The sequence below is a fragment of the Bradyrhizobium sp. HKCCYLRH3099 genome (genome assembly GCF_051167855.1).
Classification (GTDB): Bacteria; Pseudomonadota; Alphaproteobacteria; order Rhizobiales; family Xanthobacteraceae; genus Bradyrhizobium.
In genome coordinates this window covers 104,141-126,841 of the sequence record NZ_JBNPTW010000010.1, presented here as the reverse complement: position 1 = coordinate 126,841, position 22,701 = coordinate 104,141, and the positions used below count along the sequence as shown (strand labels likewise).

Annotated in this window: 18 protein-coding genes; 7 read left to right on the top strand and 11 right to left on the bottom strand. The window is 65.6% G+C overall.

The window, feature by feature from the left end; translation table 11 throughout:
- Positions 1-117: 117 nt before the first annotated feature.
- On the bottom strand, positions 118-981 hold the full coding sequence (locus ACQR1Y_RS20155; protein WP_434877891.1) for a prephenate dehydratase: 864 nt from the start codon (positions 979-981) through the stop codon (positions 118-120).
- A gap of 18 nt (positions 982-999) precedes the next feature.
- Positions 1,000-1,740 (bottom strand): 3-deoxy-manno-octulosonate cytidylyltransferase, encoded by a 741-nt coding sequence (locus ACQR1Y_RS20150; protein WP_434877892.1) that lies wholly within the window; start codon positions 1,738-1,740, stop codon positions 1,000-1,002.
- Between the two features lie 239 nt (positions 1,741-1,979).
- Between ACQR1Y_RS20150 and ACQR1Y_RS20145 the strand changes: the two genes are divergently transcribed.
- From ACQR1Y_RS20145 to ACQR1Y_RS20120, 6 genes are all read left to right on the top strand, one after another.
- Positions 1,980-2,528: a c-type cytochrome gene (locus ACQR1Y_RS20145; protein WP_434856337.1), complete on the top strand. Its 549-nt coding sequence runs from the start codon at positions 1,980-1,982 to the stop codon at positions 2,526-2,528.
- Between the two features lie 376 nt (positions 2,529-2,904).
- The gene (locus ACQR1Y_RS20140; protein WP_434877962.1) at positions 2,905-4,749 is read left to right on the top strand and encodes an extracellular solute-binding protein; all 1,845 of its coding nucleotides are present in this window, start codon (positions 2,905-2,907) and stop codon (positions 4,747-4,749) included.
- A 5-nt stretch (positions 4,750-4,754) separates the two neighbouring features.
- On the top strand, positions 4,755-6,623 hold the full coding sequence (locus ACQR1Y_RS20135) for an extracellular solute-binding protein (RefSeq protein WP_434877963.1): 1,869 nt from the start codon (positions 4,755-4,757) through the stop codon (positions 6,621-6,623).
- 3 nt (positions 6,624-6,626) lie between these two features.
- The gene (locus ACQR1Y_RS20130) at positions 6,627-7,736 is read left to right on the top strand and encodes a microcin C ABC transporter permease YejB (RefSeq protein ID WP_434877893.1); all 1,110 of its coding nucleotides are present in this window, start codon (positions 6,627-6,629) and stop codon (positions 7,734-7,736) included.
- 2 nt (positions 7,737-7,738) lie between these two features.
- Entirely contained in the window at positions 7,739-8,911 is a 1,173-nt protein-coding gene (locus tag ACQR1Y_RS20125; RefSeq protein WP_434856335.1) for an ABC transporter permease, read from the top strand.
- A 33-nt stretch (positions 8,912-8,944) separates the two neighbouring features.
- The gene (locus tag ACQR1Y_RS20120; RefSeq protein ID WP_434877894.1) at positions 8,945-10,582 is read left to right on the top strand and encodes an ABC transporter ATP-binding protein; all 1,638 of its coding nucleotides are present in this window, start codon (positions 8,945-8,947) and stop codon (positions 10,580-10,582) included.
- Between the two features lie 388 nt (positions 10,583-10,970).
- On the opposite strand, the gene ACQR1Y_RS20115 is transcribed toward ACQR1Y_RS20120, so the two are convergent.
- The 3 genes from ACQR1Y_RS20115 to ACQR1Y_RS20105 form a co-directional block, all read right to left on the bottom strand.
- Entirely contained in the window at positions 10,971-11,912 is a 942-nt protein-coding gene (locus ACQR1Y_RS20115; protein WP_434877895.1) for a hypothetical protein, read from the bottom strand.
- Positions 11,913-12,674: 762 nt separating this feature from the next.
- Complete coding sequence (locus ACQR1Y_RS20110; protein ID WP_434856330.1) at positions 12,675-13,514, bottom strand: NlpC/P60 family protein; 840 nt, start codon at positions 13,512-13,514, stop codon at positions 12,675-12,677.
- Positions 13,507-14,889, bottom strand: coding sequence for a leucyl aminopeptidase family protein (locus ACQR1Y_RS20105; protein ID WP_434877896.1), 1,383 nt, complete (start codon positions 14,887-14,889; stop codon positions 13,507-13,509). Before ACQR1Y_RS20105 ends, ACQR1Y_RS20110 begins: the two co-directional genes overlap by 8 nt.
- A gap of 198 nt (positions 14,890-15,087) precedes the next feature.
- On the opposite strand from ACQR1Y_RS20105, the gene ACQR1Y_RS20100 reads away from it, so the two are divergent.
- A complete protein-coding gene (locus ACQR1Y_RS20100; protein ID WP_434877897.1) occupies positions 15,088-15,903 on the top strand; it encodes a tetratricopeptide repeat protein in 816 nt (271 codons plus the stop codon).
- Positions 15,904-15,909: 6 nt separating this feature from the next.
- Here ACQR1Y_RS20100 and ACQR1Y_RS20095 read toward each other — a convergent pair whose 3' ends face one another.
- The 6 genes from ACQR1Y_RS20095 to ACQR1Y_RS20070 form a co-directional block, all read right to left on the bottom strand.
- On the bottom strand, positions 15,910-17,145 hold the full coding sequence (locus ACQR1Y_RS20095) for a Zn-dependent hydrolase (RefSeq protein ID WP_434877898.1): 1,236 nt from the start codon (positions 17,143-17,145) through the stop codon (positions 15,910-15,912).
- A gap of 85 nt (positions 17,146-17,230) precedes the next feature.
- Positions 17,231-18,205, bottom strand: a complete 975-nt coding sequence (locus ACQR1Y_RS20090) for a type II secretion system F family protein (protein ID WP_434856326.1) — start codon at positions 18,203-18,205, stop codon at positions 17,231-17,233.
- A 10-nt stretch (positions 18,206-18,215) separates the two neighbouring features.
- Positions 18,216-19,190, bottom strand: a complete 975-nt coding sequence (locus ACQR1Y_RS20085) for a type II secretion system F family protein (protein WP_434856325.1) — start codon at positions 19,188-19,190, stop codon at positions 18,216-18,218.
- Between the two features lie 11 nt (positions 19,191-19,201).
- Positions 19,202-20,665, bottom strand: a complete 1,464-nt coding sequence (locus ACQR1Y_RS20080; protein ID WP_434877899.1) for a CpaF family protein — start codon at positions 20,663-20,665, stop codon at positions 19,202-19,204.
- Between the two features lie 21 nt (positions 20,666-20,686).
- On the bottom strand, positions 20,687-21,952 hold the full coding sequence (locus ACQR1Y_RS20075; RefSeq protein ID WP_434856323.1) for an AAA family ATPase: 1,266 nt from the start codon (positions 21,950-21,952) through the stop codon (positions 20,687-20,689).
- A complete protein-coding gene (locus ACQR1Y_RS20070; RefSeq protein WP_434877900.1) occupies positions 21,949-22,689 on the bottom strand; it encodes a CpaD family pilus assembly protein in 741 nt (246 codons plus the stop codon). Before ACQR1Y_RS20070 ends, ACQR1Y_RS20075 begins: the two co-directional genes overlap by 4 nt.
- Positions 22,690-22,701 lie beyond the last annotated feature (12 nt).

Below are 22,701 nucleotides of genomic sequence, written 5' to 3'. Positions count from 1 at the left end.
TGCATCCTCTCGGCGTCATTCCGGGGCAAGGCCGCAGGCCTTGAACCCGGAATCCCGAGTTGAGTTTTGCCACTCGAGATTCCGGTCGGGTCCTTCGGACCATCCCGGAATGACGGCCTAGCTTTCCAGCCGCTCGCTGAACGTCGCCCGGAACGGATGGGCCGGATAGACGCCGACGATGCGCAGCTCGCGCGAGAAGAACTTCAGCTCCTCCAGCGCGAAAGCCAGTCCCTTGTCCTCGGGATGGCCGTCGACATCGGCGTAGAATTGCGTGGCGAAGAAATTGCCGTCGACCATGTAGCTTTCGAGCTTGGTCATGTTGACGCCATTGGTCGCGAAGCCGCCGAGCGCCTTGTACAGCGCCGCCGGCAGGTTGCGGACGCGGAACACGAAGCTCGTGACCAGCGGGCCGGAGTTCTGCTCGGCCCATTGCGGCTCGCGCGCCAGCACGACGAAGCGGGTGGTGTTGTGCGCCTCGTCCTCGATGTCCTCGGCGAGGATGTCGAGGCCATAGATGTCAGCGGCAAGCCGCGAGGCGATCGCGGCAACGCTCTTGTCGCCCCGCTGCGACACGTCGCGCGCGCTGCCGGCAGTGTCGCCGGCGACGATCGGCCGGACGCCGAGCTGGCGGATGATGCGGCGGCACTGGCCGAGCGCGTGGACGTGGCTCTCGACGGTCTTGATGTCGGCGAGCCTGGTCCCCTTCAGCGCCATCAGCTGGTGGCGGATCGGCAGGAACCACTCGCCGATGATGTACAGGCCCGACCCCGGCAGCAGATGGTGGATGTCGGCGACGCGCCCCGCCACCGAGTTCTCGATCGGGATCATGCCGAGATCGGCCTCTCCGGACGAGATCGCGCTGAGCGCGTCCTCGAAGGTCGGGCAGGGCATGGCCTCGGCGGTCGGATAGGCCTCGGAGATGGCGATATGGGAATTGGCTCCCGGCTCGCCCTGGAATGCGATTTTCAAGATCTTGCTCATGTGGGGCCTTGTAGCAGTCTAGGTTCCGGACAGCAGCCGGCGCGCGGTTTCGAGATCGGCCGGCGTGTCGACGCCCAGCGGTACGGAGTTGACGATGGCCGCGTCGATGCGCATGCCCGCTTCCAGCGCCCGCAGCTGTTCGAGCTTCTCCTGGCGTTCGAGCGGGGACGGTGGCAGGCCGACGAAGCGCTCCAGGGCGGAACGGCGGTAGGCGTAGAGGCCGATATGGTGATAGCGCGGGCCATCTCCGGAGGGGGCGGTGGCGCGGGTGAAGTACAGCGCCCTCATGCGAGCGGCTCCGATGGTCGAGCCGACCAGCTTCACCACGCTCGGATTGGTATGCTCCTCGGCGTGGCGGATCTCCGCCGCCAGCGTGCCGATGTCGACGGCGGGCTCGTCGAGCAGCGCGAGCGCCGCGCGAATGTCGTCCGGCGGAATCGTCGGCAGGTCACCTTGCACGTTGACGATGGCCTCCGCCTCGCCGGCAGGATCGAGCATCTGCAGGGCCTCGTAGATGCGATCCGAGCCGGACGGATGGTCGGCGCGGGTCATCACGGCCTCGCCGCCATGCGCGGTCACGGCTGCGGCGATCTCCGCCGTGTCGGTCGCCACCGCGACGCGACCGATCGCCGCCTCCTGCGCCCGTCGCAGCACCTGCACGATCATCGGCACGCCTGCAATGTCGAGCAGCGGCTTGCCCGGCAGGCGGGTCGCGGCCATGCGGGCGGGAATCAGGACGAGAATCTTGGATCGGGACATCCGGGAAAGCGCATTCGGAGCCGGTCGCAACAGCGCGTCCGGACGAGGGTGGGGACAGCAAAAACCGCCCGCTTATACGGGTTGCCAGAGCACGGGCAAACCGATATCTCACTTCTGCCGCAGGGGGAGGCGCGACGGCTCGATTCTGCTCGATGCCTTCTCGAAATCCTGGGGCGATTCACGGCCGCGGCCACGCGGCCTCAAAGCAATGAAATCCGCCCTCGGAGCCTGATTCCAAAATGGACTCCTTCGAACTGAACAAAATCCTCGGCGCCGTGCTGGCCGCCTGTCTCGTCGTGCTGGTCACGAGCTTCTCCGCGGGCGCGATCTTCGCGCCGAAGATGCCGGAGAAGCCGGGCTTCGAGATTGTTGTGAAGGAGGCCGAGAGCGCCGGCAAGCCGGGCGCCGCGCCGGCTGCCGCCGAGCCGATCGAGAAGCTGTTGCAGACCGCCTCGGTCGAGAAGGGCGCCGTCGCCGCCAAGAAGTGCGCCTCCTGCCACACCTTCGACAAGGGCGGCAAGAATGCCGTCGGCCCCAACCTCTACGGCATCGTCGGCGACCACGTCGGCGAAGGCCGCGGCTTCAATTTCTCCGCGGCGCTCAAGGCCAAGGGCGGCACCTGGACGATCGATGCGCTCAACCAGTTCATCGCCAACCCGAAGGGCTATGTCCCGGGCACCGCGATGGGCTTTGCCGGCATCCAGAAGGACTCCGAGCGCGCCGACGTGCTGGCCTATCTGAACTCGCTGTCGGACAACCCGGCGCCGCTGCCGACCGCAGCCAAGTAACCCGCGACTTATCTCGCATTGCAAACGGCCGGGCCTCGCCCGGCCGTTTTGCTTATGGGGGAAGCGAATTTCGCCGCATTTGGGACCTTTGGTCGCATGCCGGTCGTTCACAACCCGGTATCATGAGGAAAAAGCAAGGTTATCCGTCGAAACCTTGCCGTATATTGGTCCCCTGAATGGAACGGGTTCGGACGGTCCGGAGCGCCCCGCTTCGGCCGGCGCAACCTGTCCCGTCCGGATTGGGTTACGATCAGACGTTGGATCGGGAGCAGCCGCGGGCGACGCCGCCGAGCTGTTTCCAGGCGGTCTTACTCAGAGGAAGTCTCATTTGACGATTACCCGACGACAGCTCCTGCAGAGCAGCGCCTTCGCTGCGATGACCCCGGCGCTCGGCGCCGCCGCCAGCCTCGCCCCGCTCGACGCCGCGAAGGCGCAGGCGGGCGAGCAGATGGTCTGGCGCCACGGCCTGTCGCTGTTCGGCGAGGTGAAGTACCCGGCCGACTTCAAGCGCTTCGACTACGTCAATCCCGACGCGCCGAAGGGCGGCACCGCGCGGATGATCTCGCTCGGCACCTTCGACAATTTCAACATCGTCGTGATGTATGTGAAGGGCAACATCGCCGCGGCCGCGATGCTCCCCTACGAGACCCTGATGACGCGGTCGCAGGACGAGATCTCGACCGAGTACGGTCTGCTCGCCGAGGCCGCCTCCTATCCTGACGACTATTCCTGGGTGATCTATCGCCTGCGCAAGGAGGCACGCTGGCACGACGGCAAGCCGGTGACGCCCGAGGACGTCATCTTCTCGCTGGACGTGCTGAAGAAGAACAGCCCGTTCTACTCGTCCTACTATCGTCACGTGGTGAAGACCGAGAAGACCGGCGATCTCGAGGTGAAGTTCACTTTCGACGGCCCGGGCAATCGCGAACTGCCGCACATCGTCGGCGAATTGGTCGTGCTGCCCAAGCATTATTGGGAGGGCACGGATTCGCAGGGCCGCAAGCGCGACGTCACTGCGACCACGCTGGAGCCGCCGCTCGGGTCGAGCCCCTACCGCATCAAGGACTTCGTGCCGGGCCGTTCGATCAAGGTCGAGCGCGTCAAGGATTATTGGGGCGCCAACCTGCCGGTCCGGATCGGCCAGCACAATTTCGACGAGCTGCAATACGAATATTTCCGCGACAACCAGGTCGCGCTCGAGGCCTTCAAGGCCGACCAGGCCGACTGGATCAACGAGAACTCGGCGAAGCAGTGGGCGACGGCCTACGACTTCCCGGCGATCGCCGAGAAGCGTGCGGTCAAGGAGGAATTCCCGGTCCGCGATTCCGGCCGCATGCAGGGCTTCGTCTTCAACCTGCGCCGTCCGCAATTCCAGGATGCAAGGCTGCGCCGCGCCTTCAACTACGCGTTCGATTTCGAGGAGATGAACAAGCAGCTGTTCTTCGGCCAGTACAAGCGGATCAACAGCTACTTCGAGGGCACCGACCTCGCCTGCTCCGGCCTGCCGCAGGGCCAGGAGCTGGAGCTGCTGGAAGCGTTGCGCGACAAGGTGCCGCCGGAGGTGTTCACGGCGCCGTATCAGAATCCGGTCGGCGGCAATCCCGAGAACGTCCGCGCCAATCTGCGCGAGGCGACGAAGCTCCTCAAGGAGGCCGGCTACGACATCAAGGACCGCAAGCTGGTCGATCCCGCCGGAAAGCAGGTGGCGGTCGAGCTGCTGGTGCAGGATCCGTCCTCCGAGCGCATCGTGCTGTTCTACAAGCCGTCGCTGGAGCGGCTCGGCGTCACCGTCACGGTGCGCCAGGTCGACAACGTCCAGTACGAGAACCGCGTGCGCAGCTTCGACTACGACATGATCACGGACCTCTGGGGCCAGTCGCTGTCGCCCGGCAACGAGCAGCGCGACTTCTGGGGCTCGAAGGCGGCCGACGAGCCCGGTTCGAAGAACACCGTCGGCATCAAGAACCCGGCCATTGATGCGCTGATCGAGAAGATCATCTTCGCCAAGGATCGCGCCACCCTGGAGGCCGCGACGCATGCGCTCGACCGCGTGCTGTTGTGGAATTTCTACGTCGTGCCGCAATTCACCTATCCGTTCGCGCGCAGCGCGCGCTGGGACCGCTTCAGCCATTTCGAGCCGTTCCCGAAATTCGCCAGCACTGGCTGGCCGACGCTGTGGTGGTACGACGCCGAGAAGGCTGCCAAGGTGAAGCGCTCTTGAGCACGCTGTCGCATCTGTCGCGCCGCGGCGTGCTCGGGCTCGGGCTCGGTGCGCTCACGGCTCCGCTCGTCAGGCCGGCCGCTGCCGCGGAGTTCGGCCCGGACTCGCACGGCGCCTCGGCGTTCGGCGACCTGAAATATCCGGCCGACTTCCGTCACTTCGACTACGTCAATGTCGACGCGCCGAAGGGCGGGATGTTCTCGCTGATCCCCTCGGTGCGCGCCTACAACCAGTCCTACTATACCTTCAACTCGTTCAATGCCTACATCCTCAAGGGCGAGGGCGCTCAGGGCATGAGCATGACGTTCGCGTCGTTGATGGTGCCGTCGGGCGACGAGCCGGATGCGGTGTACGGGCTGGTGGCCAAGTCGGTCGCGATCTCGGCCGACAAATCGTCCTACCGCTTCACTCTGCGGCCCGAAGCGCGCTTCCACGATGGTAGCAGGATCACCGTGCAGGACGTCGCCTGGACGCTGAATACGCTGAAGGAGAAGGGCCATCCGCTGATCGTCGTGCAGCTGCGCGACTTCGTGAAGGCCGAGGCCCTCGACGATGCCACGGTGGTCTTGAGCTTCGCAGAGAAGCGCGCGCGCGACGTGCCGCTCTATGTCATGACCCTGCCGATCTTCTCGAAGACCTATTACGCCAGCCGCTCGTTCGACGAATCCACGCTCGAGGTGCCGCTCGGCTCCGGGCCGTACAAGGTCGGCAGATACGAGGTGAACCGCTACGTCGAGTTCGAGCGGGTCAAGGACTGGTGGGCGGCCGACCTGCCGGTCAGCCGCGGCTTCTACAATTTCGACACCGTGCGCTACGAGTTCTATCGCGACCGCGACGTCGCCTTCGAGGGCTTCACCGCGAAGAGCTATCTGTTCCGCGAGGAGTTCACCTCGCGGATCTGGGCCACGCGCTACGACTTCCCGGCGATCAAGGACGGCCGCGTCAAGCGCGAGCTGCTGCCGGACGAGACGCCGTCGGGCGGGCAGGGCTGGTTCATCAACACCCGCCGCAACAAGTTCTCCGATCCGCGCGTCCGCCAGGCACTGACCTATGCGTTCGACTTCGAGTGGACCAACAAGACCATCATGTACGGCGCCTATGCGCGCACCGTGTCGCCGTTCCAGAACTCCGACATGGTCGCGGTCGGGCCGCCGTCGCCGGAGGAGCTGAAGCTGCTGGAGCCGTTCCGCGGCCAGGTGCCCGACGAGGTGTTCGGCGAGCCGTTCGTGCCGCCGGCCTCGGATGGGTCGGGCCAGGATCGCGCGCTGCTGCGCAAGGCCACGCAACTGTTGCAGCAGGCCGGCCTGCCGGTGAAGGACGGCAAGCGGATGCTGCCGTCCGGCGAAGTGTTCTCGATCGAGTTCCTGATCGACGAGGTCTCGTTCAAGCCGCACCACGGCACCTTGATCAAAAACCTGCAGACCCTCGGCATCGATGCCGATCTGCGCATCGTCGACGCCGTGCAGTACCGCGCCCGGGTCGAGGATTTCGATTTCGACATCACGGTGCAGCGGCTGTCGATGTCGCCGACCCCCGGCGACGGTCTGCGCTCCTATTTCACCTCGGACACAGCCAAGACCAAGGGCTCCTACAATCTCGCCGGGATCAGCAATCCCGCTGTCGATGCGCTGGTGGCCAAGGTGATCGCCGCGGAAACCCGGAGCGATCTGACCTTCGCCTGCCGCGCGCTGGATCGCGTGTTCCGCGCCGGGCACTATTGGATCCCGCAATGGTATCGGCAGACCCATCCGATCGCCTATTGGGATCAGTTCAGCCACCCGCCGAAGCCGCCGAAATACGGCTCCGGCGTCGGCGCCCCCGACATCTGGTGGTACGATGCCGCCAAGGCCGCAAAGCTGGAGCAGGCGAAGTAGTTCATGGCTGCCTATATCGCTCGCCGCATGTTTCTGATGCTCCCGACCCTGCTCGGGATCCTCTTCATCTCCTTCGTCGTGGTGCAGTTCGCGCCGGGCGGCCCGGTCGAACGCGTCATTGCGCAACTGACCGGCGCCGACACCGGCGGCACCTCGCGCATCTCGGGCGGCAGCGGCTCGGATTTCGGCGCAAGGCCGCCGGGCCAGGTCGGCTCCGGTGATACCAACTCCAAATATCGCGGCGCGCAGGGCCTCGATCCCGCCTTCATCAAGCAGCTCGAAAAGCAGTTCGGCTTCGACAAGCCGGCGCCGGAGCGCTTCGCGCTGATGGTCTGGAACTTCGCCCGCTTCGATTTCGGCAAGAGCTACTTCCGCGACACCACCGTGCTGCAGCTGATCAAGGAGAAGCTGCCGGTCTCGATGTCGCTCGGCATCTGGATGACCCTGCTGACCTATCTGATCTCGATCCCCTTGGGCATCCGCAAGGCTGTCGCAGACGGCTCGCGCTTCGACGTCTGGACGTCAGCGGTCATCATCATCGGCTATGCCATTCCCGGCTTCCTGTTCGCGATCCTGCTGATCATCCTGTTCGCCGGCGGCTCGTTCCTCAACATCTTCCCGCTGCGCGGCCTGACCTCGGACGGCTGGGCCAACTTCCCCTGGTACTGGAAGATCATCGACTATTTCTGGCACCTGACCTTGCCGCTGGTGTCGATGGCGCTCGGCGCCTTCGCGACCATGACCCTGCTCACCAAGAACTCGTTCCTCGACGAGATCCGTAAGCAATACGTCATGACCGCGCGCGCCAAGGGCTGCAGCGAGACCCAGGTGCTGTACGGCCACGTCTTCCGCAATGCCATGCTGATCGTGATCGCCGGTTTCCCCGGCACCTTCATCCACGCCTTCTTCTCCGGCTCGCTGCTGATCGAGACCATCTTCTCGCTCGACGGCCTTGGCCTGTTGTCGTTCGAGAGCATCCTCAACCGCGACTATCCGGTCGTGTTCGGCAATCTCTTCATCTTCTCGCTGCTCGGCCTCGCCATCAACCTGATCTCGGATCTGACCTACATGTGGATCGATCCGCGGATCGACTTCGAGGCGCGGGAGGTCTGACGATGCTGAAGACCGCACCGATCGAAACCACGACCCAGGCGCCGCTCGGCGAGGCCGTGCCGCCGACGCGGCACCGCTTCAAGCCGTCGCCGCTCAACCAGCGCCGCTGGCAGAATTTCAAGGCCAACCGCCGCGGCTACTGGTCGCTGTGGATTTTCCTGTTTCTGTTCATCGTCTCGATGTTCGCCGAGCTGATCGCCAACGACCGGCCGTTCCTGATCAAGTTCGACGGCCACCTGTATTTTCCCGCCTTCGTCTCCTATCCGGAGACCGCGTTCGGTGGCGACTTCGAGACCGCCGCCGACTATCGCGATCCGTATTTGCAGAAGCTGATCGCCGACAAGGGCGGCACCGTGATCTGGCCGCTGATCCGCTACTCCTACGCCACCCACAATCTCGACCTGCCGACGCCGGCGCCGTCGCCGCCGACCTGGATGCTGAAGGAATCGCAGTGCAAGGCGGTGGTCGAGAAGAAGGGGCTGAAGAGCTGCCGGGATCTCGAATACAATTGGCTCGGCACCGATGACCAGGGACGCGACGTCGTCGCGCGTCTGATCTACGGCTTCCGCATCTCCGTGCTGTTCGGCCTGTTGCTGACGTTCTTCTCGTCGATCATCGGTATCGCCGCCGGCGGCGTGCAGGGCTATTTCGGCGGCTGGGTCGATCTCTTGTTCCAGCGCTTCATCGAGATCTGGAACGCGATCCCCTATCTCTATCTGCTCTTGATCCTGTCCGCGGTGCTGGTGCCCGGCTTCTTCACTTTGCTCGGCATCATGCTGCTGTTCTCGTGGGTGTCACTGGTCGGCCTCGTCCGCGCCGAATTCCTGCGCGGCCGCAATTTCGAATATATCCAGGCCGCCCGTGCGCTCGGCGTCTCCAACGTCGTCATCATGTGGCGGCATCTGCTGCCGAACGCGATGGTCGCGACCATGACGTTCCTGCCGTTCATCGTCTCCAGCTCGGTAATGACGCTCACCGCGCTCGACTTCCTCGGCTTCGGCCTGCCGCCGGGATCGCCGTCGCTGGGCGAGATGCTGTCGCAGGCCAAGGCCAACGTGCAGGCGCCGTGGCTCGGCCTCACCGGCTTCTTCTCGGTCGCGATCATGCTGTCGCTCCTGATCTTCATCGGCGAGGCCGTGCGCGACGCCTTCGATCCGCGCAAGACGTTCAGGTGAGCGCCAGGGATGCGATGACATGGACACGATGACATGGATGCGATGACCCAGCCGCTTTTGTCGGTCAGCGATCTCTCGGTGGCGTTCCACCAGGGCGGCCGCGCGTCGACCGCTGTCGACCACGTCTCCTTCGACATCAAGCGCGGCGAATGCGTCGCGCTGGTCGGCGAGTCCGGCTCGGGCAAGTCGGTCAGCGCGCTCTCGGTGCTGAAGCTGTTGCCCTACCCGGTGGCCTCGCATCCCTCGGGCAGCATCCGCTTCAAGGGCCGCGATCTGCTGCCGCTGTCCGAAGGCGACATGCGCGAGATCCGTGGCAGCGACATCTCGATCATCTTCCAGGAGCCGATGACGTCGCTCAATCCGCTGCACACGATCGAGCGGCAGATCAGCGAGATCCTGCAACTGCATCAGCCGATCTCGAACAGTGCGGCGCGCAAGCGCGTGCTGGAGCTGCTGACGCAGGTCGGCATCCCCGAGCCGGAGACGCGGCTCGGCAGCTATCCGCATCAGCTCTCCGGTGGCCAGCGCCAGCGCGTGATGATCGCGATGGCGCTCGCCAACGAGCCGGACCTGCTTATCGCCGATGAGCCGACCACGGCACTCGACGTCACCGTGCAGGCGCAGATCCTGGCGCTGCTCGCCGACATCCGCGCGCGGCTCGGCATGAGCCTGCTGTTCATCACCCATGATCTCGGCATCGTCCGCCGCATCGCCGATCGCGTCTGCGTCATGAATGGCGGCAAGATCGTCGAGCAGGGACCGGTCGAGCAGGTCTTCACCGCGCCACAGCATCCCTACACCAAGGCGCTGCTCGCCGCCGAGCCGAAGCCCGACCCGGCGCCGCCGCGGCCCGATCAGCCGGTGGTGATGCAGGCGAAGGACCTCAAGGTCTGGTTTCCGATCAAGCGCGGCCTGTTCCGCTCCACCGTCGGTCACATCAAGGCGGTCGACGGCGTCAGCGTCGCCGTGCGCAAGGGCGAGACGCTCGGCGTCGTCGGCGAGTCCGGCTCGGGCAAGACGACCTTGGGCCTGGCGCTGTTGCGGCTGATCTCCTCCGACGGCCCGATCGTGTTTCTCGGCAAGGAGATCCAGGGGCTGTCGTTCAAGGACGTCCGCCCGTTCCGCCGGGACATGCAGATCGTCTTCCAGGACCCGTTCGGCGCGCTCAGCCCGCGCATGTCGGTCGGCGACATCATCGCCGAAGGCCTGACCGTGCATCAGCCGGATTTGTCCGAGGACGGGCGCGAGGCCAAGGTCGTGAAGGCTCTGAAAGACGTCGGCCTCGATCCCGCGACCCGCTTCCGCTACCCGCACGAGTTCTCCGGAGGTCAGCGCCAGCGCATCTCGGTCGCCCGCGCCGTCGTGCTGGAGCCGAGCTTCGTCGTGCTCGACGAGCCGACCTCCGCGCTCGACATGCTGTTCCAGGCCCAGATGGTCGAGCTGCTGCGCGAGCTGCAGCGCAAGCGCGAGCTGACCTACATGTTCATCTCGCACGATCTCCGCGTGGTCGCGGCGCTGGCGAGCCACCTGATCGTGATGCGTCACGGCAAGGTGGTCGAGGAGGGCCCGGCCGCGCAGCTGTTCAAGGCGCCGCAGACCGACTACACGCGCGCGCTGTTCGCCGCGGCGTTCCGGAACGAGACGGCGGGGAACGGGGCGGCGGCGAGCTAGCGCACGACCTGAATTGGGTCGACATAGATTATGGCGAAGCAGTTGATCTGCGAGGTCTGCCGGCTGGAGCTATCTGTGCCGGGACGAAAACAGGTTTTGATTCCGTGATGCCGCCGAGAGCCAACGGAGCTCACCTTGTCATTCTTTCACAGATGCCGCTCTTGTCTGCAAACCTTTCCGGTGTTCAGCAGCGACGTGAAAGTCTGCGCGTTGTGCGGAAGCCCTGACATCGAGGAGTCGGCTGAGATCGGAATGGGCGAGCGCCTGGAGCGGGGTGCGATCTACAAAGTCGATCTCTCCAGTGGACGGCTGACCAGGCAAGGCAGCCCCGTTCCAATGGCACATTAGTTCGCGCGACACGCATCGACCTTGGCGATGAGGCTGTGAATTAGAAAAACTTGCTCAGGCCAACCCGCAAGCCCGCCTCGATGTCCTCAATCACCAAAGACAAGAAGTGCATTCGAGCCATGAGAATCACCTCGAGCTCATCGAGTGAGGCAAAGTTTCTGTAAAGCAGATCGAAGTGACGAATCAACTTCGTGAACTCGACAATGAGGGATTGATCCCACTTGGCATGGGCCGCCGGCCTGCGATGACGTCGGGCCTGGAGGCTGAGAATGGTTTCCGCCTTCCCATCCTGTCGTCCCGGAAACCAGGCCAGCGGCTCCGGTGAAAGGCAGAGGTCCCACCCGTCGATCAACTCTTTCGACAACACGGGGCGGTCTCTCGCCGATCTCTCGGCGTCGGCGCTGAAGCCCAACGGCTTCGACTCACGCTCCATCACGGCTTGGTAGAACCGTGCAGGTTGATCGAGTTCCCCGCCGAACTGCTTTGCCAATCCGGACGCATGCCGAGCGGTTTCGCGAACGCGCCGTTGCTTCTCTTCCGCCTCCACGCACGCGAAGCGGCGATCGTAAACAGCCCGATCCTCATACCGAAGCCGTTCCATCCGGCGGAGGCAGGGATCGAGTTGCTTCATCCATAACGGCCGGCCGGGAGCCCGGTGACTCCCGAACTGCTCCTCGTGACGACGACGCAGATCGTCCATGTATGCGGTCGAACACGGCTCGCCTTCGGGGAGGCGGAAGCGAATGTTGGGATTCCCCAGGCTTATTTTCGCGTGTTCGACGACGTAGCGCCTAAATTCGGATTGCTCCTCGTCGCTCTCGGCGAACGAGGCCTCGAAATCGAGCCGCGGCTTCACGACGTCCCAGCCCGCCTGTTCCAGGATCGAGACAAATTCCCAGTGGCGTTCAGCGAGAGCGAACAATTCGGCAAGAACACGACGCTGCGCATCAATGTCGAGCGATTGTGTCCTCTGTTTTGTCATTCACGAACTCCGCGCGCCCAGAATAGCTCGCTCCAATGAGGACACAACATGCCTATTTTCAAGCATCCAACGGGGTGATTTGCCCGACGGGCGTCGTCCTCGAAGACTTGTCCAGCCCCCCGCGAAAAATATTCCTGTTTCTTATTTTCGGAATTTGTGCATACTGCGCCCGTCCTGCCCGCGAGAGGGGCGTACGCGTCGTCACGGACGTCGGTGCGGGATGCGATGGCCGCTGTGATGCTGCGTGTGCAGGTGCGCACGGACGAACGGCATCAGGCGGGCGACGAAGTCGTGTGGTCCTGGCGCCCCGATGCTGGCGTCAAGGTCGCGAGCGCTGATGAGGCCCGCGGCCGACAGGGGCAAGACAGCCGGTCCCTGGGGAGAGCACGTATAAGACGCAGCCCATCGCGCAGGGAAGGCCGGATGTTCGGCCCGTACCTGTGGTGACTACCGCGTGCTTTCTTGCACGCAACCACGGGTGCGCTCGGCACCCGGCCTTCCCTGCGCCCTCTCTTCTGTCGAGGGCGGATGAGTGTCCATCACTCGGGCGGATGACGCCGCGAGAGTGCTGATGCTTGTTCCCATGCTGTTTGATAGGTGTATCGGACTCTTGCGCTACTCTCTCCGCGTCATTGCGAGCGTAGCGAAGCAATCCAGGGTGGTGGGCGGGACTCTGGATTGCTTCGCTACGCTCGCAATGACGGAGGAGGGAGCTTGCGCCTCTCAATCTCATCGAGAGACGCGTCAGCGCGATGAGGCGGGTCAATCCAGCCGCTTGATCGCGAGCACATCGCTGCCACTCGCCTTGATGCGCACGATGGCTTCCGCGATCGGCTCGAACTGCGTGGCCATGTGGAACGCGTTGGCGTGCACGATCGTATCGGCGTCGCGCACAATCGCGACGTGGCCCTTCCAGAAGATCAGGTCGCCGCGGCGCGGCGGCTCAGCCTCATCAAGCGCCCGTCCGAGCGACGCCAGCTGCATGTCGCTGTCGCGCGGGCATGCCACGCCGGCAGCATTCAAGGACACCTGCACCAGCCCGGAGCAGTCGATGCCGAGGCTGCTCTTGCCGCCCCACAGATAGGGCGTGCCGACGAAGCGCTCGGCGACGGCGACGTAGTCCGGCTCGGCATGATCAAGTCCAGCGACGTGCCGCTTCGGCACGAACCAGCCGTCCGCCGTGACCACGAAGCTCGCCTCGTCGCGGACAACAGCCACAGCCGCTCCCATCAGCAGCGTCTCGACCGGCGGCAGCTTGATCGACGGCCCGGGAAACGCGAAGCTGCGCAGCGCGCTGATCTTGTGCGTCGGCGCCGCAGTGGGTGTAGCGAGAGCAGCCTCAGGCAGCCAGCCGACATAGAAGTCGCGTTCGAGCTGGCCCCAGGCCCAGCCCTCGCCGTTGCGATCATAGATCGTGACGCGCTCGCCCTTCAGCGCCTGGGTCGCCAGCTCGGCGCCGGACTGCGGCTGCAGGCGCAGCGGCGCGATCGGATCGATCACCACGCGCGGCTCGCCGTCGACGAAACGCTCGGCGGTGACCTGTCCCTCGAGATGCCTCGCCGCGATGTCGCCGCGCGCCGGCGTGATGCGCGGATCAGCCATAGCGCTCGCTCAGCAGCTTGTAGAGCGCACGCGCCGCCTGGCACTCGCCGCCTTCGGGGCGGCCCGGCTTGGCCGACGGCGTCCAGGCGAAGATGTCGAGGTGCAGCCATGTCGTCGTCGGCTCGACGAAGCGCTGCAGGAACAGCGCGCAGGTGATCGAGCCGGCGAAGCCGCCGGACGGTGCGTTGTTGATGGTCGCGACCTTGGAGTCGAGCCAGCTGTCATACGGCGCCCACAGCGGCATCCGCCACAGCGGATCGTTTTCGGTCGCAGCACAGCGCGCGACGTCGGCGGCGAGCGCCTCGTCGTTGGTGTAGAACGGCGGCAGCTCGGGACCGAGCGCGACGCGCGCAGCTCCGGTCAGCGTGCCCATGTCGATCAAGAGATCCGGCTTGTCCTCGCAGGCGAGCGACAGCGCATCGGCCAGGATCAGCCGTCCCTCGGCGTCGGTGTTGCCGATCTCGACCGTGATCCCCTTGCGCGATGGAAACACGTCCATCGGCCGGAACGCGTTGCCGGCGACAGAATTCTCGACCGCGGGGATCAGCACGCGCAGCTGCAGCTTGAGCTTCGCATCCATGATCATCTGCGCCAGCGCCAGCACGTTGGCGGCGCCGCCCATGTCCTTTTTCATCAGCAGCATGCTGCTGGACGGCTTGAGATCGAGCCCGCCGGTGTCGAAGCAGACACCCTTGCCGACCAGCGTCACCTTCGGATGCGATGCGTCACCCCAGTTGAGCTCGATCAGCCGCGGCGCCCGCGTCGAGGCGCGGCCGACGGCGTGCACGAGCGGGAAACTCCGCGCCAGCAGGTCGTCGCCGACGATGCTGCTGAAGCGCGCGCCAAAACGCTCGGCGACCTGCTTCGCGGCAGCCTCGAGCTCCTCCGGCCCCATGTCGTTGGACGGCGTGTTGACGAGATCGCGCGCCAATGTCGCGGCGTCGGCGAGACGGTCGAGCTCGGCGGCATCGACGCCCTCGGGCGGCACGAGGCGGACCTCCGGCGGCTCCGACTTGCGGTAGCGGCCGAAGCGATAGCTGCCGAGCGCGAAGGCGAGCGCGGCAAGGCGCGCGTCATGCGGCGCATTGGCGAAGCGGTAGGTGCCGGCAGGCAGCAGGCCGGGCAGGGCGCCGGGGCGGAACAGATCGCGGTGCTTCGCGTCGGCGTCCTCGATGCCGAACAGCACCTGCGCGATACGGCCGTCCGCGCCGGGAAGAATCAGGCAGCTGCCGGGCTTGGCCGCGTAGACATTGGCCTCGGCGAAGGTGCGGGCCTCGACCGGCAGGCTCTCTCGAATCTCGGGCCAGCGTGCCTTCGTCACGAAGGTGATCGGAATGGCGGAGGAGGCCGGAGCGGTTTCAAAGATCGAGGGCATGCCTAATGGTTCCTGAACGGACGCGCTGCTCACGCAGACTTCGCAGAGTTTGAGGATCGCTGCAATCGTGCCGGCCGCATCGCCCGCAAACCGGCGCAGAGCAGCCATCCATGCCCGCATCCGGTCATTAACCGGCTGTTAGCGTTAACAGTTTATTGCTGGCGCGTTCATTTCGCACGTCCCTCGAGTCCAGTGACAATGCGTCAGCAGCCTGCCATCAGCCGCATCCTCGCGTCGGTCGCCTTCGCCGCGCTTCTCGCCGCCGGCCTCGGCGGTTGCCAGACCGTGTCCGACGTCACGGGCTCGCTGGGCAGAAGCGCCGAGCCGCCGCCGCCCGCGACGCCGCAGCGCGCGGTCGAGGTCTATGGCGAGCGCTATCGCGCCAATCCGAAGGATGCGGCGATGGCGGTTGCCTACGGCCAGGCGCTGCGCACCAACGGCCAGCGCGAGCAGGCGGTCGCTGTGCTCGAGCAGGCGACTCTCGCCAATCCCGGCAACAAGACGGTGCTTGCGGCCTACGGCCGGGCGCTCGCCGACAACGGCAATTTCAAGCTGGCCTTCGACGTGCTGTCGCGCGCGCACTCGCCCGACAATCCCGATTGGAAGCTGCTGTCGGTGCAGGGCACCGCGCTGGACCAGATGGGCCGCCACGACGAGGCGCGGCGCTACTACGAGAGCGCGCTGAAGATCGTGCCCGGCGAGCCCTCGGTGCTGTCCAATCTCGGCCTGTCCTACATGCTGACGCGCGACCTGCCGAACGCCGAGCAGGCGCTGCGCCAAGCCTATGGCTCGCAGCGGGCGGATGCCCGGGTGCGGCAGAACCTTGCGCTCGTCGTCGGCCTGCAGGGCCGCTTCGCCGAGGCCGAGCAGATCGCCCGCGCCGACCTGCCGCCGGACGAGGCCGCGGCGAACGTCGCGTACCTCAAGCAGATGATCCAGGGGCAGCGCGAAGGCCAGGGCAAAAGCAAGGCGCGGAACGCCGCGCCGATGGCCTCGCTCAGCCAGCCGGACTGACGCTCGTCACGCGCCTGCCAGCAGGCGCCGGCAGGTCTCGACGAACACGTCGGCGCCGGTGACGATATCTGCGTCGGAGGTGTTCTCGGTCCAGTGATGGCTGATGCCGCCGATCGACGGCACGAACAGCATCCCCGCCGGCATGATGGTCGCCAGCACCTGGGCGTCGTGCCCGGCGCCACTCGGCATTCGCAGCGACTTGCCGCCGGCCAGCGCGGCGCTCGCCGCCTCGATCGCATCCTGGAAGCCGCCGTCCATCATCGCCGGCGCGCCGGTGCGGATGCGCTCGACGGCGACCTGACACGGCCCGGCCGCGGAGACCTGCGCGGCCATCTCGCGCAGCAATGCTTCGAGCCGGTCGATCACGGCGGCATTGTCGTCGCGGATCTGGAACAGCATCTCGGCCTGGCCGGGGATGATGCTCGGCGCACCCGGATCGAGCGTGACGCGCCCCGTGGTCCACACCGTGCGCGGGCCGCAGGCAGAGGGAAACCGCGTATCGATGTCGACGCAGAATTTGGCGAGCGCGAGGCCCGCGTCTTTGCGCACCGCCATCCGCGTCGTGCCGGCGTGGTTCTGCTCGCCGGTGAAGACGATGCGGTACTGCCAGATGCCGACGATCGAGGTGACAACGCCGATTTTGAGCTCGCCCTTTTCCAGCGTGTCGCCCTGCTCGATATGGGCTTCGAGATAGCCGATGTGGCGGCCGCGCTCGGCCTGCAGGCGAGGACGCCCCGCGAGGCCCATTTCGGCGAGCGCCTCGCGCATCGTGCGCGGGCTGCTGCGGTCGCGGGCGGCGTCGATGTCGGCCTCGCTGACATCGCCGACATAGGAGCGGCTGCCGAGGAAGGCGCCGAAATGGCCCTCCTCGTCACACCAGGAGGCGACTTCGACGGCACCTGCGATGGCGGGATCGGGATTGAGCACGCGCGCCGCTTCCAGCGCGTAGATCACGCCGAGCGGACCATCGAGCCAGCCGGCGTAGTTCTGACTCTCGAGATGCGATCCGGCCAGCAGCTTCGGTCCCGGCTTCGCGCTCATGCCGAGCACGTTGCCGATCCCGTCGATCTCAGCCGAAAGCTGCGCGTCCGGCAGGCGCGCGGCGAGCCAATCCAGCGACTGCCGATGCGCCTCGGAAAAGGTCGGCCGGTGGACGCCGGTCTTGTAGGTGCCGTAGGCGCGCAGCGCGTTCAGATCGGCGAGGACGCGGGCGCCATCGGCGCGGCGGAACTGGTCGGACATCAGGCGGAGACCTTGATCAATGCTCCGCCTCCCTCTCAAAGTGGCGCCGCCTCCGCAAGCGATTTTTCGCCGTGCGGGCCGTCGGCTACTGCATGGCCGCGACCTTGATGCCGGTCGGTCCCAGAATGACCACGAACAGCACCGGCAGGAAGAACAGGATCATCGGCACCGTCAGCTTCGGCGGCAGCGCGGCGGCCTTTTTCTCGGCCTCGTTCATGCGCATGTCGCGATTTTCCTGCGCCATCACGCGCAGCGATTGGCCAAGCGGCGTGCCGTAGCGCTCGGATTGCTGGAGCGCGAGACAGACCGACTTGACGCCTTCGAGGCCGGTGCGGCGGGCGAGGTTTTCGTAGGCGACCTTGCGGTCCTGCAAATAGGACAGCTCCGCGGTGGTCAGCGTGAATTCCTCCGACAGCGCGATCGACTGGCTGGAGATTTCCATCGCCACGCGGCGGAACGCGGCCTCGATCGACATGCCGGACTCGATGCAGATCAGCAGCAGGTCGAGCGCGTCCGGGAAGGCGCGCTTGATCGAGAGCTGGCGCTTCGAGATCGCGTTGCTGAGGAACAGCATCGGCGCCTGCAGGCCGAGATAGGCCATGCCGACGCAGATGCCGATCTTGACCGGCATCGATTTCTCCAGATGCGCGATCACGAACACGTAGAGCACGGAGCCGACGAACAGCACCAGCGGCGTCACGAGTCGCGCGAACAGGAAGGTGATGTAGGGCGCCTGGCCGCGATAGCCGGCCATGATCAGCTTCTCGCGCGCGGCTTCCTGCGCCAGCCATTTCGTGAGGTTGAAATCCTCGACGACCCTGGAGACCAGCTGTTTGGGCGTCTGCCGCAGCGAGACCTTCTCGCCGGCATTGAGGCGCTCGCGCTCGCGCTGCTTGATCCGCTCGCGCTCGCTGGCGACGGCCTTCATGCGCTTGTTCAGGTTCTCGCCCGCGAACAGCGGCATGACCAGCGTGTAGACGGTCAAACTCGCCGCGATGGCGGCGAAGAACATCGTCATGAAGTGCGGATCGTGCAGCTTGGAGACCAGAAAGTCGACCATGGTCCACCCCTCAGAAATCGAAATTGATCATCTTCTTCATGACCAGGATGCCCATCGACATCCAGATCACGCAGCCGACGAGCATGAGCTGGCCGGTCGGGTGGGTCCAGAGCAGCGAGATGTAGTCGGGCGTGCTCAGATAGACCAGCAGCATCACGATCGGCGGCAGCGATCCGATGATGCCGGCGGAGGCCTTGGCTTCCATCGACATCGCCTGGATCTTCTCGGCCATCTTCTTGCGGTCGCGCAGCACCTTCGACAGGTTACCCAGCGCCTCGGAGAGGTTGCCGCCGGACTTCTGCTGGATCGCGACCACGATGCCGAAGAAGTTGGCTTCCGGCAGCGGCATGCGCTCATAAAGCCGGGCGCAGGCTTCGCCGAGCGGCATGCCGATCGCCTGTGTCTCGATGATCGCGAGAAACTCGCTGCGCAGCGGCTCCGGCGCGTCGGCGGCGACGACCTTGATCGACTCGAACAGCGGCAGGCCGGCCTTGATGCCGCGCACGATGACGTCGACCGCGTCCGGCAGTGCGGCCAGGAATTTCTTCTCGCGACGCTTCTTGAGATAGCCCAGGATCCAGCGCGGCAGGCCGAACCCCGCCGCGAAGCCCATGCCGAGCGCGCCGAGCGCGCCGCCGCCTGAGAAGAAAGTGATCGCGCAGACGAAGAAGCCGAGCACGCCGGAGATGATCCAGAACTTCTGAACGGTCCAGTCGAGTCCGGCCTGCGAGATGCGCATGTTGAGCGGCACCTTGCTCTGCTTCTGCGCCTTGGCCTCGAGGTCCTTCAGCGAGGTTTCGACCTGTTCGCGGCGCGAGCGCTGATTGCGCTCGGCCTGGCGAACCACCGGCTCGGCCTTGGCGACCGTGCTGCGCCGCTGCTCGGCCTTTCGTTCGCCTGACAGCATCGGATAAAGAAACACCCAGGCCATGCCGCCGATGGCGGTAGCGGCAAGGAAGGCGAGAGCCAGAGCCTGGAACTTCATCGGTTCTCTCCTCACTCCTTGCTGGCGATTTCGGCGGCATCGAGCGCCGCCGCCAGCCGCTTCTCTTCGCCATAGTAGCGCGCGCGCTCCCAGAAGCGGGGCCGGCCGATGCCGGTCGAGCGATGGCGGCCGATGATCTTGCCGTTCGCATCCTCGCCGACCATGTCGTAGAGGAAGATGTCCTGGGTGATGATGGTGTCGCCTTCCATGCCCATCACCTCGGTGATGTGCGTGATGCGGCGGGAGCCGTCGCGCAGGCGGGCCGCCTGCACGATGACGTCGATCGAGGCGCAGATCATCTCGCGGATGGTGCGCGACGGCAGCGAGAAGCCGCCCATCGTGATCATGGATTCGCAGCGCGACAGCGCTTCGCGCGGGTTGTTGGCGTGCAGCGTGCCCATCGAGCCGTCGTGACCGGTGTTCATGGCCTGAAGCAGGTCGAACGCTTCAGGTCCGCGGACTTCGCCGACGATGATGCGTTCAGGACGCATACGCAGACAGTTTCTGACCAGCTCGCGCATGGTGACCTGGCCTTCGCCCTCGATATTGGGCGGCCGGGTTTCGAGACGCACCACATGCGGCTGCTGCAGCTGAAGCTCGGCCGCGTCCTCGCAGGTGATGACACGCTCGTCGTGATCGATGTAGTTGGTCAGGCAGTTCAGCAGCGTGGTCTTGCCCGAGCCGGTACCGCCGGAGATCAGCACGTTGCAGCGGACGCGGCCGATGATCTGCAGGATCTCGGCGCCCTCCGGCGAGATCGCGCCAAACTTGACCAGCTGATCGAGCGTCAGCTTGTCCTTCTTGAACTTACGAATGGTGAGCGCGGGACCGTCGATCGCCAGCGGCGGCACGATGGCGTTGACGCGGGAGCCGTCGGCGAGACGGGCGTCGCAGATCGGCGAGGATTCGTCGACGCGGCGGCCGACCTGGCTGACGATGCGCTGGCAGATGTTCAGCAATTGCTGATTGTCGCGGAAGCGGATGCCGGTGCGCTGGATCTTGCCGTTGACTTCGATGAACACCGTGCCGGCGCCGTTGACCATGATGTCGGCGATGTCGTCGCGCGACAGCAGCGGCTCGAGCGGGCCATAGCCGAGCACGTCGTTGCAGATGTCGTCGAGCAGTTCCTCCTGCTCGGCGATCGACATCACGATGTTCTTGATCGCGATGATCTCGTTGACGATGTCGCGGATTTCCTCGCGCGCCGATTCGCCATCGAGCTTGGCGAGCTGGGCGAGGTCGATGGCCTCGATCAGCGCGCCGAAGATCGTCGCCTTGACCTGGTAGTAATTGTCCGAGCGCCGGGTCTCGACGGCCGGCGGCGGGGGAGGAGGCGCGGCCCGCGCCGGCGCGAGGGGAGGCGACGCCACGGCCGGAGAGGCTGCGCGTGGCGCAGCCGGCGCCGGCTCAGGGGCCGGCGCGGCCGGCCTGAGCGTCCTTGTATTATCGTCCAATCCGCTACGCTTACCAAACACGACCTAGAACTCCACGCGTGCTTACTTCCTCAGCTTCTCCAGCAGAGGCGACAGGAAGGAGCCTTTCGGCTTCTTGGTCTCGCTGCGGCCGGTCAGCCGCTGGGCGATCTGCAGAAACATCTCGGTGGTCCGATGGTTGGGGGACATTTCCGCAATCATCTGACCGTTGTTGGCTGCCGCGCCGAAGATCTGCGGCTCGAACGGGATCGTCGCGATCGGCGGGCTTTCGATCGCCTTGGCGAACTCGCTGGCGTTGATCTCCGGCCGCTTGGGCACGCCGACCTGGTTTAGGCAGTACAGCGGCATGCGATCGTTGGGCCGCGCGGCCTTGAGCAGGTCGAACATGTTCTTGGTGTTGCGGAGCGAGGCGAGATCCGGCGCCGCCACGATCAGGATGTCGTCGGCGCTGATCAGGGCCCGCTTGGTCCAGCCCGCCCATTGATGCGGTACGTCGAGCACGATGCACGGCATCGACGCGCGCAGCGTGTCGAAGATCGCGTCGAACGCCTCCGCGCCGAAATCATAGACGCGGTCGAGCGTCGCAGGCGCGGCCAGCAGGCTGAGATGATCGGTGCATTTTGACAGCAGCCGGTCCATGAAGGCGATGTCGATGCGGTCCGGCGAGAACACCGCGTCGGCGATCCCCTGGGCGGGGTCCTGATTGTAGTCGAGACCGGCCGTACCGAAGGCGAGATCGAGGTCGGCCACGACGGAGTCCATCGACAGATCCCGCGCGATGGCCCAGGCGATATTGTGGGCGAGCGTGGACGCGCCGACGCCGCCCTTGGCGCCGACGACGGCGATGATCCGGCCGACCGCCTTGGCCTCCGGCGCCGAAAACAGGTTGCAGATCGACCGCACCACGTCGATCGGGGTCACCGGCGACAACACGTAGTCGCTGACGCCGCGGCGCACGAGCTCACGATATAGCGTTACGTCGTTGACGCGGCCGATCACGACGACGCGGGTGCCGGGATCGCACACCGTGGCGAGCTGGTCGAGGCCGGCCAGGATGTCCGTGCGGGTGTCCGTTTCCAGGATGATGACGTTGGGCGTCGGCGCGGACTTGTAGGCCTCGATAGCGGCCGCCATGCCGCCCATCTGGACCTTTAGGTGCGCCTTGCCGAGCCGCCGGTCCTCGCCGGCGGCCTGGACCGTGGCAGCCGTCTCCACGGTCTCGCAGAACGCCTGCACCGAGACACGCGGCGCGGGCGCGATGTGATCGTCGGCCGGCGGCGGCACGACGTCGGGCTGCTCCTCTGGAGTCTGTCGGGCGTAGCTGATCATTTGCCTGTGTCGCTCAGTTTGGCCTTGTCCGCCTCGGGATACGCGATCGCGGTTGACGCTCCCTTGCGGTATTTCTCGAAGAACGCGGTCCGCCGGGTGGTATAGGACGGTGTCTCGGAGCGCGGCTGCACCAGATCGGCGGGGTTGGCGACCATCGCCGCCATGTTGCGCTGATAGGCGCAGCCGAAGTTCCAGTCGGGCTTGTTGTCGTACCAGTTCTTGTTCTTGATCGACGGCCCGAGATCGTCCGGCCAGAGTCCGCACGGACCGGCCGTGGCCGACAATTTGGGATAGCTGAGGCGGATCGCGGCCATCTGGCGCGGATCCTTCGGCTGGTAATTGCGCACGGTGAGGCCGTGCGGCGGCACGCCGGCGGCTGCGAACAGCGACTGGATCTCGCGCATGGAATCGGCGGCCGCCCGGGCGTTCGGCGTCCCGCTCGGCACGTCGGCGCTGATCGCGCCGGTGCCCTGGCGCATCCAGCTGTTCGCCAGTCCCATCACCTCGGCGCGCTGCTCGGCCGTCAGGCCGCCGCGGCCCTGGCCGACGAACACGACCAGGGAATCCGGGGCTTCCTGCACCGCGATCGGGTGACGCAGCCGATAGTCATCGGGAATGCTGGCGGTGACCGCAGGGTCTCTGCGGAAATTGCAGGCGCCGAGCAGGACCGCGGTCCCGGCTAGCGCGACGGCAAGCTGCAATCTGCGGTATCGAGCTGAGCTGGATTTCATCGTCATGGGTGCAAGTCC

What these genes read in the sequence shown, in the direction of transcription:
- ACQR1Y_RS20095 (WP_434877898.1), bottom strand. Translation starts at nt 17,145, where the DNA reads ATGTCCGACCAGTTCCGCCGCGCCGATGGCGCCCGCGTCCTCGCCGAT.
- ACQR1Y_RS20120 (WP_434877894.1), top strand. Translation starts at nt 8,945, where the DNA reads ATGGATGCGATGACCCAGCCGCTTTTGTCGGTCAGCGATCTCTCGGTG.
- ACQR1Y_RS20070 (WP_434877900.1), bottom strand. Translation starts at nt 22,689, where the DNA reads ATGACGATGAAATCCAGCTCAGCTCGATACCGCAGATTGCAGCTTGCC.
- ACQR1Y_RS20115 (WP_434877895.1), bottom strand. Translation starts at nt 11,912, where the DNA reads ATGACAAAACAGAGGACACAATCGCTCGACATTGATGCGCAGCGTCGT.
- ACQR1Y_RS20085 (WP_434856325.1), bottom strand. Translation starts at nt 19,190, where the DNA reads ATGAAGTTCCAGGCTCTGGCTCTCGCCTTCCTTGCCGCTACCGCCATC.
- ACQR1Y_RS20105 (WP_434877896.1), bottom strand. Translation starts at nt 14,889, where the DNA reads ATGCCCTCGATCTTTGAAACCGCTCCGGCCTCCTCCGCCATTCCGATC.
- ACQR1Y_RS20130 (WP_434877893.1), top strand. Translation starts at nt 6,627, where the DNA reads ATGGCTGCCTATATCGCTCGCCGCATGTTTCTGATGCTCCCGACCCTG.
- ACQR1Y_RS20140 (WP_434877962.1), top strand. Translation starts at nt 2,905, where the DNA reads ATGACCCCGGCGCTCGGCGCCGCCGCCAGCCTCGCCCCGCTCGACGCC.
- ACQR1Y_RS20150 (WP_434877892.1), bottom strand. Translation starts at nt 1,740, where the DNA reads ATGTCCCGATCCAAGATTCTCGTCCTGATTCCCGCCCGCATGGCCGCG.
- ACQR1Y_RS20090 (WP_434856326.1), bottom strand. Translation starts at nt 18,205, where the DNA reads ATGGTCGACTTTCTGGTCTCCAAGCTGCACGATCCGCACTTCATGACG.
- ACQR1Y_RS20125 (WP_434856335.1), top strand. Translation starts at nt 7,739, where the DNA reads ATGCTGAAGACCGCACCGATCGAAACCACGACCCAGGCGCCGCTCGGC.
- ACQR1Y_RS20155 (WP_434877891.1), bottom strand. Translation starts at nt 981, where the DNA reads ATGAGCAAGATCTTGAAAATCGCATTCCAGGGCGAGCCGGGAGCCAAT.
- ACQR1Y_RS20110 (WP_434856330.1), bottom strand. Translation starts at nt 13,514, where the DNA reads ATGGCTGATCCGCGCATCACGCCGGCGCGCGGCGACATCGCGGCGAGG.
- ACQR1Y_RS20075 (WP_434856323.1), bottom strand. Translation starts at nt 21,952, where the DNA reads ATGATCAGCTACGCCCGACAGACTCCAGAGGAGCAGCCCGACGTCGTG.
- ACQR1Y_RS20145 (WP_434856337.1), top strand. Translation starts at nt 1,980, where the DNA reads ATGGACTCCTTCGAACTGAACAAAATCCTCGGCGCCGTGCTGGCCGCC.
- ACQR1Y_RS20100 (WP_434877897.1), top strand. Translation starts at nt 15,088, where the DNA reads ATGCGTCAGCAGCCTGCCATCAGCCGCATCCTCGCGTCGGTCGCCTTC.